Annotated in this window: 14 protein-coding genes and 5 pseudogenes; 18 read left to right on the top strand and 1 reads right to left on the bottom strand. The window is 41.1% G+C overall.

Annotated elements, in window-relative coordinates:
- Positions 1 to 61: 61 nt before the first annotated feature.
- The 15 genes and pseudogenes from ACHBHN_RS10330 to galE all read left to right on the top strand — a co-directional run.
- Positions 62 to 1,027: pseudogene (locus tag ACHBHN_RS10330) on the top strand (DUF1430 domain-containing protein); the annotation flags it as partial.
- A 1-nt stretch (position 1,028) separates the two neighbouring features.
- On the top strand, positions 1,029 to 1,661 hold the full coding sequence (locus ACHBHN_RS10325; RefSeq protein ID WP_105137932.1) for an ABC transporter ATP-binding protein: 633 nt from the start codon (positions 1,029 to 1,031) through the stop codon (positions 1,659 to 1,661).
- A gap of 140 nt (positions 1,662 to 1,801) precedes the next feature.
- Positions 1,802 to 1,960, top strand: a pseudogene (locus ACHBHN_RS10320) (competence protein ComA); the annotation flags it as partial.
- Positions 1,961 to 2,452: 492 nt separating this feature from the next.
- Positions 2,453 to 2,647, top strand: a complete 195-nt coding sequence (locus ACHBHN_RS10315) for a helix-turn-helix domain-containing protein (protein ID WP_105137934.1) — start codon at positions 2,453 to 2,455, stop codon at positions 2,645 to 2,647.
- A gap of 291 nt (positions 2,648 to 2,938) precedes the next feature.
- The gene (locus ACHBHN_RS10310) at positions 2,939 to 3,079 is read left to right on the top strand and encodes a hypothetical protein (protein ID WP_105137935.1); all 141 of its coding nucleotides are present in this window, start codon (positions 2,939 to 2,941) and stop codon (positions 3,077 to 3,079) included.
- Positions 3,080 to 3,177: 98 nt separating this feature from the next.
- Entirely contained in the window at positions 3,178 to 4,755 is a 1,578-nt protein-coding gene (locus tag ACHBHN_RS10305) for a recombinase family protein (protein WP_105137936.1), read from the top strand.
- Positions 4,755 to 6,374: a recombinase family protein gene (locus ACHBHN_RS10300; RefSeq protein WP_105137937.1), complete on the top strand. Its 1,620-nt coding sequence runs from the start codon at positions 4,755 to 4,757 to the stop codon at positions 6,372 to 6,374. The genes ACHBHN_RS10305 and ACHBHN_RS10300 overlap by 1 nt, the downstream gene beginning before the upstream one ends.
- The gene (locus ACHBHN_RS10295; RefSeq protein ID WP_105137938.1) at positions 6,367 to 7,806 is read left to right on the top strand and encodes a recombinase family protein; all 1,440 of its coding nucleotides are present in this window, start codon (positions 6,367 to 6,369) and stop codon (positions 7,804 to 7,806) included. The genes ACHBHN_RS10300 and ACHBHN_RS10295 overlap by 8 nt, the downstream gene beginning before the upstream one ends.
- Before the next feature lie 110 nt (positions 7,807 to 7,916).
- A pseudogene (locus tag ACHBHN_RS10290) lies at positions 7,917 to 8,246 on the top strand (NUDIX domain-containing protein); the annotation flags it as partial.
- A 9-nt stretch (positions 8,247 to 8,255) separates the two neighbouring features.
- Entirely contained in the window at positions 8,256 to 9,029 is a 774-nt protein-coding gene (locus ACHBHN_RS10285) for a TIGR01457 family HAD-type hydrolase (protein ID WP_394734033.1), read from the top strand.
- Positions 9,019 to 9,651 (top strand): TIGR01906 family membrane protein, encoded by a 633-nt coding sequence (locus tag ACHBHN_RS10280; RefSeq protein ID WP_172021883.1) that lies wholly within the window; start codon positions 9,019 to 9,021, stop codon positions 9,649 to 9,651. The genes ACHBHN_RS10285 and ACHBHN_RS10280 overlap by 11 nt, the downstream gene beginning before the upstream one ends.
- A 96-nt stretch (positions 9,652 to 9,747) precedes the next feature.
- Positions 9,748 to 10,056, top strand: a pseudogene (locus ACHBHN_RS10275) (helix-turn-helix domain-containing protein); the annotation flags it as partial.
- A pseudogene (locus ACHBHN_RS10270) lies at positions 10,023 to 10,181 on the top strand (IS30 family transposase); the annotation flags it as partial. The pseudogenes ACHBHN_RS10275 and ACHBHN_RS10270, both read left to right, overlap by 34 nt.
- 152 nt (positions 10,182 to 10,333) lie before the next feature.
- On the top strand, positions 10,334 to 10,510 hold the full coding sequence (gene rpsU / locus ACHBHN_RS10265; protein WP_000048054.1) for a 30S ribosomal protein S21: 177 nt from the start codon (positions 10,334 to 10,336) through the stop codon (positions 10,508 to 10,510).
- A 97-nt stretch (positions 10,511 to 10,607) separates the two neighbouring features.
- Positions 10,608 to 11,621 carry a UDP-glucose 4-epimerase GalE gene (galE, locus tag ACHBHN_RS10260; RefSeq protein WP_172062416.1) on the top strand — a complete coding sequence of 338 codons (1,014 nt, stop codon included), beginning with the start codon at positions 10,608 to 10,610 and terminating at the stop codon, positions 11,619 to 11,621.
- A gap of 87 nt (positions 11,622 to 11,708) precedes the next feature.
- On the opposite strand, the gene mscL is transcribed toward galE, so the two are convergent.
- Positions 11,709 to 12,068, bottom strand: coding sequence for a large conductance mechanosensitive channel protein MscL (gene mscL, locus ACHBHN_RS10255; protein ID WP_105111874.1), 360 nt, complete (start codon positions 12,066 to 12,068; stop codon positions 11,709 to 11,711).
- 162 nt (positions 12,069 to 12,230) lie between these two features.
- Between mscL and dnaG the strand changes: the two genes are divergently transcribed.
- The 3 genes from dnaG (at position 12,231) to ACHBHN_RS10240 (ending at position 16,066) form a co-directional block, all read left to right on the top strand.
- A complete protein-coding gene (gene dnaG / locus ACHBHN_RS10250; protein WP_172059462.1) occupies positions 12,231 to 14,021 on the top strand; it encodes a DNA primase in 1,791 nt (596 codons plus the stop codon).
- A gap of 2 nt (positions 14,022 to 14,023) precedes the next feature.
- Complete coding sequence (gene rpoD / locus ACHBHN_RS10245; protein ID WP_105111872.1) at positions 14,024 to 15,142, top strand: RNA polymerase sigma factor RpoD; 1,119 nt, start codon at positions 14,024 to 14,026, stop codon at positions 15,140 to 15,142.
- Between the two features lie 600 nt (positions 15,143 to 15,742).
- On the top strand, positions 15,743 to 16,066 hold the full coding sequence (locus ACHBHN_RS10240; RefSeq protein WP_105111871.1) for a metal-sulfur cluster assembly factor: 324 nt from the start codon (positions 15,743 to 15,745) through the stop codon (positions 16,064 to 16,066).
- Positions 16,067 to 16,193 lie beyond the last annotated feature (127 nt).

Below are 16,193 nucleotides of genomic sequence, written 5' to 3'. Positions count from 1 at the left end.
CAAAAATGAGAGAACGAATTTCGTCCTCTCTAGGTGTTAGCTTTTCATCTACCCACTACAGTTGACAAAGAGCCCTGTTTCAGAACAAAAGGCCTTCTTATCTAGACACCAGTTAATTGACCGTACTTTGCAAAATGGCATGGCTTCCTCCAAGAACTTGACAACCTCTACAGAATGGCACGATTACAGCCCGAATGGGAATATTCTTATCGTCACACCGCAATACTTGGAGCGTCAAAACATTCCTGTAGATACAACCATTGAGCAAAAGATGAATCACCTTGATGTAGGGGAGTTTGTCTTATTGTTGCCTGAACACCTCCGTTTAGAGGAAGAGCAGTACAAGTCTATTTTTGAAGACGACTTAACCAGCCGCATGTCTAGTCAAGATGAACGACAGCAAATGACTGCTACGGTAGGTTATTTGGAATCAGGTCAGGATCGTTTTGTGTATAATACGACCCCTATTTCTTACCAGCAGTTTTTGAAAGATCCAATCATCATTGTTGTGACACCACATTCAACTGGCCCACAGTCCATTATGTTTTGGTTAGACGCAGTACAGAACTATGTTCTCTTTAATCAATTGTCTGATGCCCAGGAGCTTATCCAGAGACAAGGCATTGAAAATTGGGTCTCAGAAATGAAAACAGGTTACCACAACTACATCACATTATTGGATAATATCAAGAGGGAACGTTGGGTAATGCTAGCAGGAGCTGTGCTTGGGATTGCAACTTCAATCTTGTTGTTTAACACTATGAATAGGCTCTACTTTGAAGAATTTAGACGTGCCATTTTTATCAAACGCATTGCAGGTCTCAGTTTCTTAGAAATCCATCGCACTTATCTCTTTGCTCAACTGGGTGTGTTTTTACTGGGATTTGTTGCGAGTGTATTTCTTCAGGTAGAGATAGTAGTTGCTTTCTTAGTCTTGTTACTCTTTACTGGTCTATCTCTTTTACAGTTACATGTCCAAATGCAGAAAGAAAACAAGATGTCCATGCTTGTTTTGAAGGGAGGTTAATATGATTGAACTTAAACGGGTAAGTAAGTCTTTTGGAGAAAGAGAGCTGTTTTCGAATCTTTCAATGACATTTGAGGCTGGGAAAGTCTATGCCTTGATCGGTTCAAGCGGTAGTGGGAAAACAACCTTAATGAACATGATGGGGAAATTAGAACCTTATGATGGGAAGATTTTTTACCGAGGTAAAGACTTGGCCAGTTATAAGTCGAGTGATTTTTTCCGTCACGAATTGGGTTACCTCTTCCAGAACTTTGGCTTGATTGAAAATCAAACCATAGAAGAAAACCTTAAACTAGGTCTCGTTGGTCAAAAGTTGAGTCGGTCGGAGCAACGATTGAAACAGAAGCAGGCCTTAGAACAGGTCGGTCTGTCTTACCTTGACCTCGATAAACGTATTTTTGAGTTATCTGGCGGAGAGTCGCAGCGGGTTGCTTTGGCAAAAGTTATCTTAAAGAATCCACCCTTTATTGTGGCAGATGAACCGACGGCTTCCATAGATCCGGCAACCTCTCAGTTGATTATGGAGATATTGTTGTCTCTTAGAGATGATAATCGGCTAATCATTATCGCGACCCACAATCCGACAATCTGGGAAATGGCTGATGAAGTGGTCACTATGGATAGTCTGAAATAACCCCCCCTGGTTCAATAGCATTTGTAAGTTACCGAAATATTATCTTGACTTGATACTTAAAGTTAATTTAGGATTGAAGTTTATTAATTTTAGTGGAACTTCGGTCAAATAAAGGAAGAAATACTGAAGAGGAAGCTAGAATGAAAAAATTTGAGAATTATATTATTGAAAAACTATGTGATTCTAATTCAGATAAACTGCAAAAAATCTTAATAATTGAAAGTTTGGTAGATGATATTTTGCAAATTTCACTTAGAGTCAATAATAGTGTAGAAGAGATTTTCCTCCTACAGCCGTTTCAAAAGAAATATTATCCATTGGGAGAAGATGTTGCAGTTGAAAGTATGTTACTCACTGAAAAAAATAATTTTCAACTGAAAGATTTTGAAGAAGCCTTTTCAAAAACAAAAAAATAATTAAAGAATAAGAGAGAAGCAACAAGTCAGAATAAGCTTGTTGCTTTTATTTTGGTACGATGACCGTCGTGTAGAAAATCTGAGGTAGAAGTTCTCTAAATCACCTATTACCAGTTAACTAAAAAGCGATACACAAGTCATACCATTCCTAATGTGGTGTGAAGTAGTGATAGCAAATTCCATATTCTATGGAAACGTAACTTCAAAGTGTATACAGTCGATGAGGTGGATTAAACTTCCAAATCCAAATGGGTGATTGCATTTATTGTCTTTTGTTTCGGGTTAATTTATTAAATTTGATTTTTTTATGCGTATTTTGCATAAAAAACTGATTTTGAATTTTCCCGAATTACAATAATAGTTAGAGGAATTTTAATGTATATCAGATTGAAAAATTTAAGAGAGGATAAAGATTTAACTCAGGCTCAAGTAGCAGAATATCTACACTGTTCACAATCAGCGTATTCTAGAATTGAGAGTGGTAAGCAAGATGTCCCAACTTCATTTCTAAAGCAACTAGCAAGATTATATAAAGTAACTACAGATTATCTTTTAGAGATGGATAAATAAAAATATTAATCATCTGAAGCATTAATCATCCGAGGCTCCTTGACAACTGAATAGACTGAAGTGGGACTTTAATCATTTGTGGAGCAATTTAGCCTGGTACGCCGTGAGATGAGCGAGAATTATCGGCTATAAAATAGGTTGGTTACCTATCTGCCATGAGACAAATGAGGATAATGATACTTCTGACCGTTCAGGCTGCCATCGAGAAAGGACAGCGGGTGAAACTCCCATGAAGAACTTAACCGGTTCTACCTACAGAGGTCAAAATTTTAAGTAAAGGAAAAAACGTTTATGGAAAAAATACAAACAGGTGCGGAATTACCGCAGATTGTGATTGAGGGATATAAGGTTACGGTACAAGTAAGTGATCAACCAATAAGTCTTACAGACATTTTAGATGATTTGCTGGGGCGACAGCTTGAAAAAATATGAGTTTTTAGCGGACAAGTCTTTATAAATTATGTAAAATAGAATAGTAGAACCTCAGTCCTTAATTGGTAAGCACCTAAACACTGATTAAGGAGATAAACATGACACAAGCCTGTATTTATTTGCGCCTATCACGAGATGATGGGGACAATGTGGAAAGCAATTCCATCATCAACCAACGCTCGCTCCTGCGAGACTTCGCTAGAAATCACGAGTTCACGATTTTAGAAGAATTTGTTGATGATGGTATTAGTGGATTAACATTTAATCGTCCTGACTTTAACCGTATGATGGCTATGGTGAATGATAAGGTCATTGATACCATAATTGTCAAGGACTTGTCTCGCTTCGGTCGAGACTACATTGAAACTGGAAAATACCTTCAACGAATTTTCCCTGCTATGGGAGTTAGGTTTATCTCAGTCAATGACCGCTATGATAGTATGACCGCAGACACCAATGAAACACATTTGGTTATGCCTATAAAAAGTCTTATTAACGATAGTTACTGTCGAGATATTTCAACCAAAGTTAGAAGTACCCAAAAAGCCAAACGTCAAAAAGGAGAGTTTATCGGAGCTTTTGCACCCTATGGTTATCAGAAAGATGACAAGCAAAGGAATCATTTAGTCGTTGATGAGACCACACGCCCGACTATCGAGAAAATCTTTGCTCTGAAACTAGAGGGATATTCCTCAAACGCTATTGCAAGGTTTCTTAATCAAGCTGGGATAGAAATACCTCTACAACGTAAAAAAGCCTGTCAGGAAAAGATAAAAGGTTTTTATGGCCATTGCCATAAGTGGAACACCAAAATGGTCAACCGTATTTTGACCAACCGTGTCTATACTGGTACCTTGGAACAGGGGAAGCAAACCAAACTCAATTACAAGTCACAGAAATCTGTGGCTGTGAATCCAGAAGATTGGGTTCGGGTTGACGATACGCATGAAGCCATTATCTCAAAAAGTACGTTCGAGATAGCCAATAATCTCTTACTCAGGGATGTCAAGCACGGGAAGAAGCTACCTGACCTCTTTGCAGGATTATTATTTTGCAGCGAATGTCAGGCTCAGCTTGTACAACGAAAACTCCGCTATAAGGACAAAGAGACTGTTCAATATATTTGTAGCACCTACAATAATGGACGAGGCTGCAGTCGCCATGCAATCAAGCAAGAGAGATTGCTTGACTTAGTATCGACCTTTATTCATCAACACCTTGACTGGAAGTCTTTTCTGATTAAAGCCGTTCCTGATTATTTAGACCAAGAACAGTTTTTGGAAGTTGATTTTACTTCTCTACTTGAGAATCGCAAGAAGTACGAACAGTTGCTCCAGTCACTGTACTTGGATTTAGACGACGGTTTGATTAATGATACAGAATACCAAGAGTTTCAGCGAAGCTATCGCAAAAAGCTAAAGCATATTGAAGACACCATCATTCAAAAGAAAGCACTAGCTCAAACCCTGTATGACAAACTTCAGGATAAGGAACGGTGGTTAAATCAGTTGAGTGAAATCCAAAAAGATAAAGAACTCAATCGTCTCACTTTAGTGACCTTACTTGATCGGATTGTCATTCATGAGAATCAGGAGTTGACCTTGGTATTTCATGATGTGGCAGAACTAGAAGTCCTCCAGCAGTTTTCTCATAGAGAAACGGAGGTGGTGATCTAATGGCACGTACCAAGAACCGCTACCGCAAGGAAACGATAATAGAAGAGGTATCACTTCAAACTTATCGTACAGGCATTTACATTCGCCTATCCAAAGAACGTACTGAAACCTGGAGAAACAAGTCGCAGTCCTTAGAGACACAAGAAAGCCTAGCTCGAGCTTTTGCTAAGGAGAAAGGGTTAACTGTAACCAAGTGTTACATCGACTATGAGTATTCTGGGACAAACTTTAATCGACCTGCCTACCAGGACATGATGGATGACCTCAAAAAAGGGATTATCAACTGTATCTTGATTAGGGACTTATCCCGTTTGGGTCGTAACTACATTGAGATGGGACGACTGATTGATAAAGTATTCCCCTTTATGGGGGTTCGCTTTATCTCAATCAATGATAATCTAGATACTCTCAATGGATTGGAAGATAAAAAATCCTTTGAGGTGGAAATTAAGAATTTGGTCAATGACCTTTATTCTAAGGATATTTCAAAGAAAGTTATGGCTTATCATATTCAGCAGGCTAGTCAAGGGTATTATATTGGAACTTCTGCTCCGTATGGGTATCGCATTGACCGCAATGAAGCTGGTGCAAGGTTAGTCATAGATAATCAGGTTAGGCCAATTTTAGAGTTTGTTTTTCAAGAGGCAATCGAAGGTAAATCCATGCCTCAGATTACTGCTGAATTGAATCGTAGAGAAATTGCTGTACCTCATTCCTACCGTAAGACAGGTCAATTATATAGAAGTGAGCAGGATACGAAAAGATGGCAAGCAGGAAATTTACTTCGTCTGATTAAGATGCCTGTTTACAGGGGAGACCTTGTTCAGCGAACACGAAACAAATCCTTATCTGAAGATGACTATATCTATTTTGAACATGCGCAGGAAGCCTATATCAGCAAAGATGACTACGAAAAAATTCTTCAGTATTCAGCTAGTCGTAAGTCTGTTAAAAAGACTGACCGAGTGATAACTTCAAATCGCTATAAAGGTTTGATTTATGCCAAAACCAAATCAACTCAAATGGCTCGAAAGCGTCGCCATTTTTCAAATAATAAGTCTGATTATGATTACTATTACTTTATGGACTATCTCTATGATTCAGAGACAGCTGAGAGAAAAACCGTTTATATCAGTGAAAATGCTCTGGATAAGATAGTAGTAGAGCTGATACAATCAGAAATGAAGCGTTTAGGTACAGTTGAGACTTTATTGCCTCGACTTGAATCTAAAAAGGAGAATTGCCTAAAGATATATCAAAAGCAGTTGAGGGGTCATCAAGGTTCAATAGTACAATGGAATGCTGAACTAAGCGATCTTTACGCAGCGTTCAGTCTTAACCGGTCTAAGCGAGAAGACTATCTTTCCAAAAAGAAAGAAATAAACTCAAAAATCAAAACCATTTCACAAGAATTAGCCCAATGTGAAACTTCAATAAAGCAGATTGAGGAGGAGCACAGTGAGCAGGTGAATTGGGTTAGACATCTAGCCAAGAGTAACAATCAAGCAGTTTTAACTGCAGAACTCTTAAATGCTTTAATAGAACGGATTGAAGTTGATGTGGACAAAACAGTCACAGTAACTTTTAACTGTCGAATCGGGGGGGACGAGCATGACTAAAATCGCTCTATACCTCCGCTTGTCAGTTGATGAGGCTAATACAGATGAAAGCAACTCAATTACTCATCAACGGTACTTATTAAACCATTTTCTTGACCAAGAACCTAAGTTCAAGAACTGGGAACGTTTGGAGTTTGTGGATGATGGTTTTTCGGGCACCAGTCTTAACCGTCCAGCCTTTAAACGCATGATGGCTGATGTTAAGGCTGGAACTATCCGTAATATCATCGTCAAGGATTTGTCTCGATTTATGCGTGACTATTTGGAATTGGGAAACTATTTGGAGAATATCTTTCCTTTTCTCGGAGTTCGATTTATTGCTCTCAACGACCATTATGATAGCCTGGTGTCTGAACATAATGGACTGGATATTGATGTGCCCTTTAGAAACTTACTCAATGATTTCTACGCTAAAGATGTTTCTGAAAAAGTCAAGAGTGCAATGAACAGTATGAAACGCTCCGGGAAGAACATGAGTTGGTTACCACCGTTTGGTTATATCAAGGACCCAAATGACCGATTTAAGATTATCATTGATGAGGAAGTCGCTCCAATTGTGAGACGAATTTTTAAACTTTGCATTGAGGGAATGGGAACTCAAAAAATAGCGATGTTACTTAATAGTGAACAGACGATTACTCCAGCTGAGAGGAAAATGCAGGTTAGTCAAGCAAGGTATACAAAATCAATTATCATTACTGCCGAACAAAAGAGGAATGTATGGACGAGAAGTGGTATTCTCCAAATACTCAAAAATGAAGCCTATAAGGGGACATACCTGTTTAACACTAGAACAACGGTAAATGGTAAGCAGATTCGGCGGCCTGAATCAGAGTGGGAACGTCTTGACAATAATCATGAGGCAATTGTATCAAGTGAGGACTTTGACAAAGCTCAACAATCACTTGCCTCTCGCATTAGTGGACCGAAAAATCAGACTTGCAACCAGCCAGAAGAAGTTTTATTACGAGGCTTAGTTATCTGTGAACATTGCGGGCATCGTCTCCTTCGATATAGCCACTATAACAACTATGATTATTTTTATTGTCGTTACTGTAGAAGTCAAGGCAAGACCATGAAGTCCTGTCGGATAGATAGAATAGAAGAGGCTATCAAGAAAGAATTAAAGTCTCGGTTGCCGAAGAACTCTCCAAAGCTATCAAAAACGAATCTTTTAAGAGAAGCTGAACGGCTGAAAACTCAAAAGGTTTCTCATTTTCAAGACTATAAAGAGGGCTTGATGACAAAAGAAACTTACATGGAAAAACGTCAGAACTTAGATAATTCTATGATGGAAATAGAAGAACAATTAAAGGTAGTTGGTAGGGAAAATATAGCATTTGACAAAAAAATAACCAGGGAAGTGATTGACACTCATATCGAGAGGATTGTCGTCAATAGCCAAGGTTCTTTTACAGTCGTCTATAGATAATCTAATAAGAGACTTGTGTAATAGCGAGTCTCTTTCTTGAAAAGTAGCTTTGTGGTATAATAAGGGTGTTTTCAGTGTAGAAAAATAGTGTCATTTACTTGACATAAGAGGGTTGGTGCGATGTGGATCAGTCCGTTAAGGATAATGTGGTGAAAGAGGTCATGGAAGAAGCAGGGCTGGATGTGGAGGCTCTGCGAGTCGTTGCGATTTTGGACAAGCACAAGAACAATCCTGCCAAGTCAGCTCACCGCGTGACCAAGGTCTTCATTTTATGTCGTCTCCTTGGCGGGGAGTTTCAGCCCAATTCGGAAACAGTCGCCAGTGGCTTTTTCAGTCTAGATGACTTGCCTCCGCTCTCGCTTGGGAAAAATACTCCTGAGCAGTTAGCACTTTGCTTGGAAGCCAGTCGATCTGAGCATTGGGAAACACGATTTGATTAAGGAGAAAGTATGACCTATCAAGGCTATTTGATTGATTTAGATGGAACGATCTATGAAGGGAAAAAGCGGATTCCTGCTGGTGAACGGTTTATTCATGGCTTGCAAGAACGTCAGATTCCCTATTTATTCGTGACCAACAATACCACCCGCCGTCCTGAGATGGTGCAAGCTATGTTGGCGGAGAATTTTAATATTGAAACGCCACTTGAGACCATTTACACGGCCAGTCTGGCTACCGTGGATTATATGAATGATTTGGGTCGGGAAATGACGGTTTATGTCATCGGTGAGGACGGGCTCAAGTCTGCCATTTTTGAGGCAGGTTATATTGAAGATACGGAAAATCCAGCCTATGTAGTTGTCGGTTTGGATACTCAGTTGACCTATGAAAAGCTTACCATTGCTACCTTGGCTATTCAAAAGGGAGCGACCTTTATAGGTACCAATCCTGATTTGAACATTCCGACTGAAAGAGGTCATTTGCCAGGTGCTGGTTCATTGATTGCACTTTTGAAAGCTGCTACCCGTGTTGAGCCGATCTTTATTGGCAAGCCTGAAGCTATTATCATGGACAAGGCTCTAGAGATTTTAGGGACGGAACGCAGCCAAACGGTTATGGTGGGAGATAACTACCTGACGGATATTCGGGCAGGGATTGACAATGGATTTCCAACTCTTTTAGTCCTGACTGGATTTACCAAGCCAGAAGAAGTAGCAGTCTTACCCCTGGCTCCAACCCATGTCCTCGAGAGCTTAGATGAATGGAGTTTTGATGAGAACTAAGTTACAGATTATCGGAACGATTTTATTTGTCTTGTCGGCAGCAGTTCTAGGAACCATCTACCTAGCTTGGCTAGTTTATCCGCTAGAAATTTCCTACCTAGGCTTGGAAAATGTTGTCTACATGAAAGCGGCAGATATTTCCTACAATTTCAATATCCTGATGAACTATCTGACCAATCCTTTTGCAAGTGTTTTAGACATGCCAAATTTTTCATCCTCAGCTGATGGTCTCAAACATTTTGCGGATGTGAAAGGTCTCTTTCATCTGGCACAGCTTATTTTCCTGATTAGTTTGCCTGCGGTATTCTATTTTTGGAAAGAAATAGTGAGGAAAGGATATGGCAAGCTCTATCGAACTGTTTTTATGTGGATGGCTCTTACGCCTTTGCTTATTGCGCTAGTGGGTTTGCTGATTGGTTTTGATAGCTTCTTTGTTCTCTTCCACCATATGCTTTTTCCAGGTGATTCGACCTGGCTCTTTGACCCGCTGAAAGATCCGGTCATTTATATACTTCCACAGGAATTTTTCCTTCATTGCTTTATCTTGTTTTTCGTTCTCTACGAGCTCTTTTCTTTGGCAATGCTGGCGTGGATAGTGAAATCTACCAGGAAAACTAACTAGGATAATTTTCCCGCGTTGTAAAATGAAGTGCAACAAAAAAGACATGATCGTCTGATATACTAGAATTCCCCAACTCAGTATAGAAAGCAGATAAACATGTCCAACACTCATTCTACCAGAAACTCATCCTATTCTCATCTCTCAGCCACAGAACGTGGTGAAATTACTGCTTATCTTAAAATGGGAAAGAAATCAATTGAAATTGCTCGGCTTCTGGGTCGTCACCGGTCTACAATCTGTCGAGAAATCAAACGTGGTTCAGTAGATCAGGTACAGGATAAGAATTGGAAACGAACTTATTGTAGCGCCTATTTCGCTGATAGTGGTCAACGTGTCTATGAAACCAATCGCCGAAAGTGTTCTTATCTCAAAATGGTCTCCTCAGAGAATATGTCCCTAAAGGAGTCTCACTTAATTCACTAACCTCTGAAGAACTAGAAAATTATATCACTGCCATCAATGAGCGCCCCAGACGACTTCTTCAATACCAATCCTCGAAATTTCTGTTTGGGCTAGCCCAGACAGCTTAACCTCTGGAACTCTAGTTATCAATGAACTTGTTGCACTTGACTTGACAATGTGCGCTAGGATAATTTTTCAGATTTATCATGAAAAATCATTGACAAAGATAGTTTTTAGTAGTAAAATAGTTAAGACTTTGAAATTGAGGGGAGTGAAAATAATGTCAAAAACAGTAGTACGCAAGAACGAATCACTTGATGATGCTCTTCGTCGTTTCAAACGTGCGGTTACTAAAGCTGGTACTCTTCAAGAAACACGTAAACGTGAATTCTACGAAAAACCATCTGTAAAACGTAAACGTAAATCAGAAGCAGCTCGCAAGCGTAAAAAATTCTAATTGAATTTCGGACAGCCTTCGGGCTGTTTTTTGTTTACATTTTAGGCGAAGTTTCATATAATGGATATACATTATTTGGACATTCAAAGGAGTACCTATGAGTATTTTAGTAACAGGTGGAGCAGGCTATATTGGTAGCCACACAGTGGTTGAATTGCAGAAATTGGGCAAAGATGTTGTCATTGTCGACAACCTGTCTAATTCAAGCATTTTGGTCTTGGATCGCATTGAGGAAATCACAGGCAAACGTCCGACTTTTTATGAATTAGACGTAGCGGATAAGGACGCCCTCCGTGCGGTTTTTGAGAAAGAAACGATTGAGTCTGCTATTCATTTTGCAGGCTACAAGGCGGTCGGTGAGTCGGTTGAAAAACCAATCATGTACTATGAAAATAACATCATGTCAACGCTTGCCTTGGTCGAAGTCATGGCTGAGTTCGGTGTGAAGAAGATTGTTTTCTCATCCAGTGCGACAGTTTATGGTCTTAACAATCCATCACCGCTTGTGGAAACCATGCCAACCAGCGCAACCAATCCTTATGGTTACACAAAAGTCATGTTGGAACAAATCCTTCGTGATGTGGCAGTAGCAGATAGCGACTGGTCAGTGGCTCTTCTCCGTTATTTCAACCCAATCGGTGCCCACGAATCGGGTCTTATCGGTGAAGATCCCGCTGGTATTCCAAACAACCTCATGCCCTTTATCGCACAAGTTGCCGTTGGTAAACGTGCAGAGCTCAGCGTCTTTGGCAATGATTACGATACAGTGGACGGTACCGGTGTCCGTGACTATATCCACGTGATTGATTTGGCACTTGGTCATATCAAGGCTCTTGAGAAAATTTCTGGTGAGACTGGTGTTCATACCTATAATCTCGGATCTGGTCAGGGAACCAGCGTACTAGAGTTGGTACAAGCCTTTGAGAAAGTCAATGGTGTTCCGGTGCCTTACAAGATTGTAGACCGCCGTCCTGGCGATGTTGCCACTTGTTATGCTAATGCGGACAAGGCTCTGGCAGAGCTCAACTGGAAAACAGAAAAAACAATCGAAGACATGTGCCGTGACACCTGGAACTGGCAGTCTAAAAATCCAAATGGATATGAAGGATGAGAAAAGATGTGAGTATTGGCTCACATCTTCTTTTTGTCATAGTGCAAAAGAAAAACAGGCGGAAAGCCTGTTTCACTATCTTATTGATTATTTTTTCAACAAGTCACGGATTTCTGCAAGCAATTCTTCTTGAGTTGGTCCTGCAGGAGCAGCTTCTTTCTTAGGCATTGCTTTTTCTGCAGCTTTAACGATGAAGAACAAAACTGTACCGATGATCAAGAAGTTGATAATAGCGCTCAAGAAGTTACCGTAAGTAACACCGTTCCAGCTCAAATCAGCAATCTTTTCTGCACCAGCAGCTTTCAAAGCTGGGTTCAACAAGAGGGGAGTAATCAAATCAGCAACGAATGAATCGATGATGGCTTTGAAGGCAGCACCGAAGATAACTGCGACAGCAAGGTCAATAACGTTACCTTGGAACAAAAATGCTTTTAAATCTTTCAACATATCCTAAATATGTCCTTTCATAAATTTTTACTCTATCTATTATATACACTTACATTTATTTTTCAAGTAATATGTCTCGAACATTTTACATTTCTAGAAATTTGTTATACAATATAGAATGTTAAAATGTGCGTATTCTCTGTATTTGTGAGGAGGTGACCGATGGTATCAAAAGAAAAAATCAATGATATTAAACAGGCTGTCAATATTGTTGATATTATCGGTGAGTCGGTTGCCCTGACCAAGGCTGGACGCAATTTTCTGGGACTTTGTCCCTTCCACGGTGAGAAAACTCCTTCCTTCAATGTGGTGGAGGACAAGCAATTCTATCATTGTTTCGGCTGTGGTAAGTCAGGGGATGTCTTCAAGTTTATAGAGGAAATAAAGGGCGTGACCTTTGGGGATGCGGTACAGATTGTCGCTCAAAAGGCGGGAATTGTCCTAGAAACCAATCCGCAATTTCAGCGGGCAGAGAAAGTTGCCAATCCCAACCAGGTTCTCTACGATATTCACACTGAGGCGGCTAAGTTTTATCATGCCTTGCTCATGACGACCAAGATGGGAGAGGAAGCGAGAAACTATCTCCACCAGCGCGGCCTGACAGATGAAGTCATCAAAACTTTTCAAATAGGCCTGGCCCCAGACCAGCAAAATATCCTCTATCAAAAATTGTCCAGCCAGTTTGAGGAAGGCGCTCTCTTGCAATCGGGTCTTTTCCATCCTGGTGACCATAATAGAATCTATGATTCCTTCCACGGTAGAATTATTTTCCCCTTGACCGACGAATACGGTCGGGTTATTGCCTTTTCTGGTCGTATCTGGACAGAGACGGACCGGGAGAATAAGCAGCTGGCCAAGTACAAAAATTCGCGAAGCACTGCAATTTTCAATAAAAGTTACGAACTATATCATTTGGATAGGGCAAAAGCTGTCATCAAGAAACAGCACGAGGTCTATCTGATGGAGGGCTTTCTGGATGTTATTGCGGCCCATCGTGCAGGAATTGAGAATGCGGTAGCCTCTATGGGAACGGCTTTGACCCGTGAGCACGTGACCCACCTGTCCAAGTATTGTAAGAAGGTTGTCCTGACCTATGATGGTGATAAGGCGGGACAGGCTGCTACCATTAAGGCTTTGGACGAATTGCAGGATTTCCAAGTGGAGATTGTCAGTCTACCAGATAATATGGACCCCGATGAGTTTTTGCAGAAGAACTCTGAGGTGGCTCTTGAGCAGGTTTTGACCAAATCGCGCATTAGTGCGGTTGAGTTTTTAATCAATTATCTCAAGCCGGAAAATCCTGATAATTTGCAGATGCAGATTGATTTTGTGGAAAAAATTGCCCCTATCATTGCCAAGGTTAAGTCTATTACGGCCCAGAATTCCTATATCTACAAGGTAGCAGACCTCTTGTCTGATTTTGACTATGGTCAGGTGGAGCAGGCGGTCAACAACGTTCGCCTCACGCACCGCCAGCAACGCAGTCAGCAGGCCCAACAGTCCTTTTCTGAGGCAAAAAATTTGCCGGACCTGCAGGTTGTTCCGCGAGTGACTAGCCTGGTTCGGACAGAAAATCACCTGCTCTATCGGATGGCTGAACATCCCTATATTCTCAACGAATTTCGGCTGAGAGAGGATTTTGCCTTTGCGACGCCTGAATTGGAGGAACTCTTTCAGCTCTTGAAGAAGAATGGTGAGATTTCCAGCTTTGAATTATCCCAAGTCAGTGATAGTGCCCAACAGGCCTGGTACCGGGTCCTGGAAGAACGCTTGCCAGAGGAGGTTGCTACTCATGAAGTAGAGGAATTACTGGTCAGTCGGGATCGAGAATTGCTAAAAAAAGAAAACCAGCATGCTGCACGAGCCATTCGTGAGCATTCCCATGTGGGAAATACAGACATTGCCCTTGATGAGTTGCAAGAACTCCTCAATCGAAGAAAACAAATGGAGTAAAGATGACAAATAAAAAAGACAAGAAAAATGAAGTGACCACTTTTGATGTCCAAGTTGCAGAATTTATCCGCAACCATAAAAAGCAGGGTTCTGCGACAGATGACGAAATCAATGACCAGCTTGTCATTCCTTTCACCTTGGATGCGGACGGCATCGATGACCTTCTTCAGCGTATCCAAGACGCAGGGATTTCTATTGTGGACAAGGAAGGAAATCCTTCTGCGCGTGCTATGCAGGTAGAGGAAGAGCCAGAACTTTCTGATGAGGAATTACTTGGCAGCAACTCTGCCAAGGTCAATGACCCAGTTCGCATGTACCTCAAGGAAATCGGTGTTGTTCCCCTCTTGACCAACGAAGAAGAGCAGGAATTGGCGCTTGCTGTTGAGGCGGGCGATCCTGAGGCCAAGCAACGTTTGGCTGAGGCCAACCTGCGTTTGGTGGTATCTATTGCCAAGCGTTATGTTGGTCGTGGTATGCAGTTCCTTGATTTGATTCAAGAAGGCAATATGGGCTTGATGAAGGCCGTTGATAAATTTGATTACTCGAAAGGGTTCAAATTCTCGACCTATGCGACTTGGTGGATTCGTCAGGCCATTACCCGCGCCATTGCGGACCAGGCTCGTACCATCCGTATTCCTGTGCACATGGTGGAAACCATTAACAAGTTGGTCCGTGAGCAACGCAACCTCTTGCAGGAACTTGGCCAAGACCCAACGCCAGAACAAATTGCTGAGCGTATGGATATGACGCCTGAAAAAGTGCGTGAAATTTTGAAAATTGCTCAAGAGCCTGTGTCTCTGGAAACACCAATTGGTGAGGAAGATGACAGCCATTTGGGGGATTTCATCGAGGACGAAGTAATTGAAAATCCAGTTGATTACACAACCCGCGTCGTTCTCCGTGAACAATTGGACGAGGTTCTGGATACCTTGACTGACCGCGAGGAAAATGTTCTCCGCCTGCGCTTTGGACTGGATGATGGAAAAATGCGCACCTTGGAAGATGTGGGCAAGGTCTTTAACGTAACCCGCGAACGCATCCGCCAAATCGAAGCCAAAGCCCTCCGCAAACTCCGCCACCCATCTCGCAGCAAACCACTCAGAGATTTTATTGAGGATTAAAACACCACTAACGTGGTGTTTTAACCCGAGCCTAGAAATAGGAAAGCGAGGCTAACCTCCGGGGGAGGTTTTGACACAAACTTCGTTTGTTTCATCTCCAACCTTCAACAGTCTCCCAGACTGTTGAAGCCTGCTTGAAAATAAGAGAGCAGGCTGTCTGGGAGACAAAATCAACTGCTCCCCTTGAAATAGGAATGGGAGCGTATGCCATTGGTACTTATCAGGTCGCTCACTGAAAACTCGAGAGCGAGATAAGTCTAATGGACGTTTAGCGCGAGGATGCTGACTTTCGTCAGTTTTATTTCCCACTTTCAATAGTCTCTCCCCAGACTGTTGAAACCCGCCCGAAAATAAGATAGTGTGCTAATGTCCGGTGAATTACAAGGATACTGATTTCCGTTAGTCTTAGAACGTAGACAAACTATGTTCTAGGTAAATAAAGTAAGTAGCTCTGCTAAGAAAAAATAAAAATTTAGTTTATTTTGTGAGTGGAGCCCAAAAGAGACCTTGTCTACAAACTCAGACTGACTTCCGTTAGTCTTATTTCCCCGGGCTGTTGATACCAGTTATATTTTTAGCAAAGAAAGAGAGTGATTGAAAATGGCTTATACAGAAGATCAGATTAAAGACATTCAGGAGCGTATTTTTCAAGCTCTTGAAGATGTGATTGACCCAGAACTTGGGATTGATATTATCAATCTTGGTTTGGTCTATGAAATTCGTTTTATTGAGGGCAAGGCTGAAATTGATATGACCTTGACGACCATGGGCTGTCCATTAGCTGATCTAATTACCGATCAAATTCATGATGTACTGAAGGATGTTCCTGAAGTAACAGAAGTAGATGTGAGACTGGTTTGGTCACCAGCTTGGACTGTTCAAAAAATGAGTCGTTATGCTCGAATTGCACTTGGGATTAAATAATTAAACAGTCTCGAATATTGAGACTGTTTTTTCTGTTTTTGTACGGATTTTTGGCTCTTTGTCAACTGTAGTGGGTAGATGAAAAGCTAACACCTAGAGAGGACGAAATTCGTTCTCTCATTTTTGA

This window comes from Streptococcus sp. A22 (assembly GCF_043674215.1).
Classification (GTDB): Bacteria; Bacillota; Bacilli; order Lactobacillales; family Streptococcaceae; genus Streptococcus; species Streptococcus suis_V.
This window is presented reverse-complemented; position numbering and strand designations above follow the sequence as displayed.

Coding starts and splice junctions, on each gene's coding strand:
- ACHBHN_RS10325 (WP_105137932.1), top strand. CDS start 1,029: ATGATTGAACTTAAACGGGTAAGTAAGTCTTTTGGAGAAAGAGAGCTG.
- ACHBHN_RS10315 (WP_105137934.1), top strand. CDS start 2,453: ATGTATATCAGATTGAAAAATTTAAGAGAGGATAAAGATTTAACTCAG.
- ACHBHN_RS10310 (WP_105137935.1), top strand. CDS start 2,939: ATGGAAAAAATACAAACAGGTGCGGAATTACCGCAGATTGTGATTGAG.
- ACHBHN_RS10305 (WP_105137936.1), top strand. CDS start 3,178: ATGACACAAGCCTGTATTTATTTGCGCCTATCACGAGATGATGGGGAC.
- ACHBHN_RS10300 (WP_105137937.1), top strand. CDS start 4,755: ATGGCACGTACCAAGAACCGCTACCGCAAGGAAACGATAATAGAAGAG.
- ACHBHN_RS10295 (WP_105137938.1), top strand. CDS start 6,367: ATGACTAAAATCGCTCTATACCTCCGCTTGTCAGTTGATGAGGCTAAT.
- ACHBHN_RS10285 (WP_394734033.1), top strand. CDS start 8,256: ATGACCTATCAAGGCTATTTGATTGATTTAGATGGAACGATCTATGAA.
- ACHBHN_RS10280 (WP_172021883.1), top strand. CDS start 9,019: ATGAGAACTAAGTTACAGATTATCGGAACGATTTTATTTGTCTTGTCG.
- rpsU (WP_000048054.1), top strand. CDS start 10,334: ATGTCAAAAACAGTAGTACGCAAGAACGAATCACTTGATGATGCTCTT.
- galE (WP_172062416.1), top strand. CDS start 10,608: ATGAGTATTTTAGTAACAGGTGGAGCAGGCTATATTGGTAGCCACACA.
- mscL (WP_105111874.1), bottom strand. CDS start 12,068: ATGTTGAAAGATTTAAAAGCATTTTTGTTCCAAGGTAACGTTATTGAC.
- dnaG (WP_172059462.1), top strand. CDS start 12,231: ATGGTATCAAAAGAAAAAATCAATGATATTAAACAGGCTGTCAATATT.
- rpoD (WP_105111872.1), top strand. CDS start 14,024: ATGACAAATAAAAAAGACAAGAAAAATGAAGTGACCACTTTTGATGTC.
- ACHBHN_RS10240 (WP_105111871.1), top strand. CDS start 15,743: ATGGCTTATACAGAAGATCAGATTAAAGACATTCAGGAGCGTATTTTT.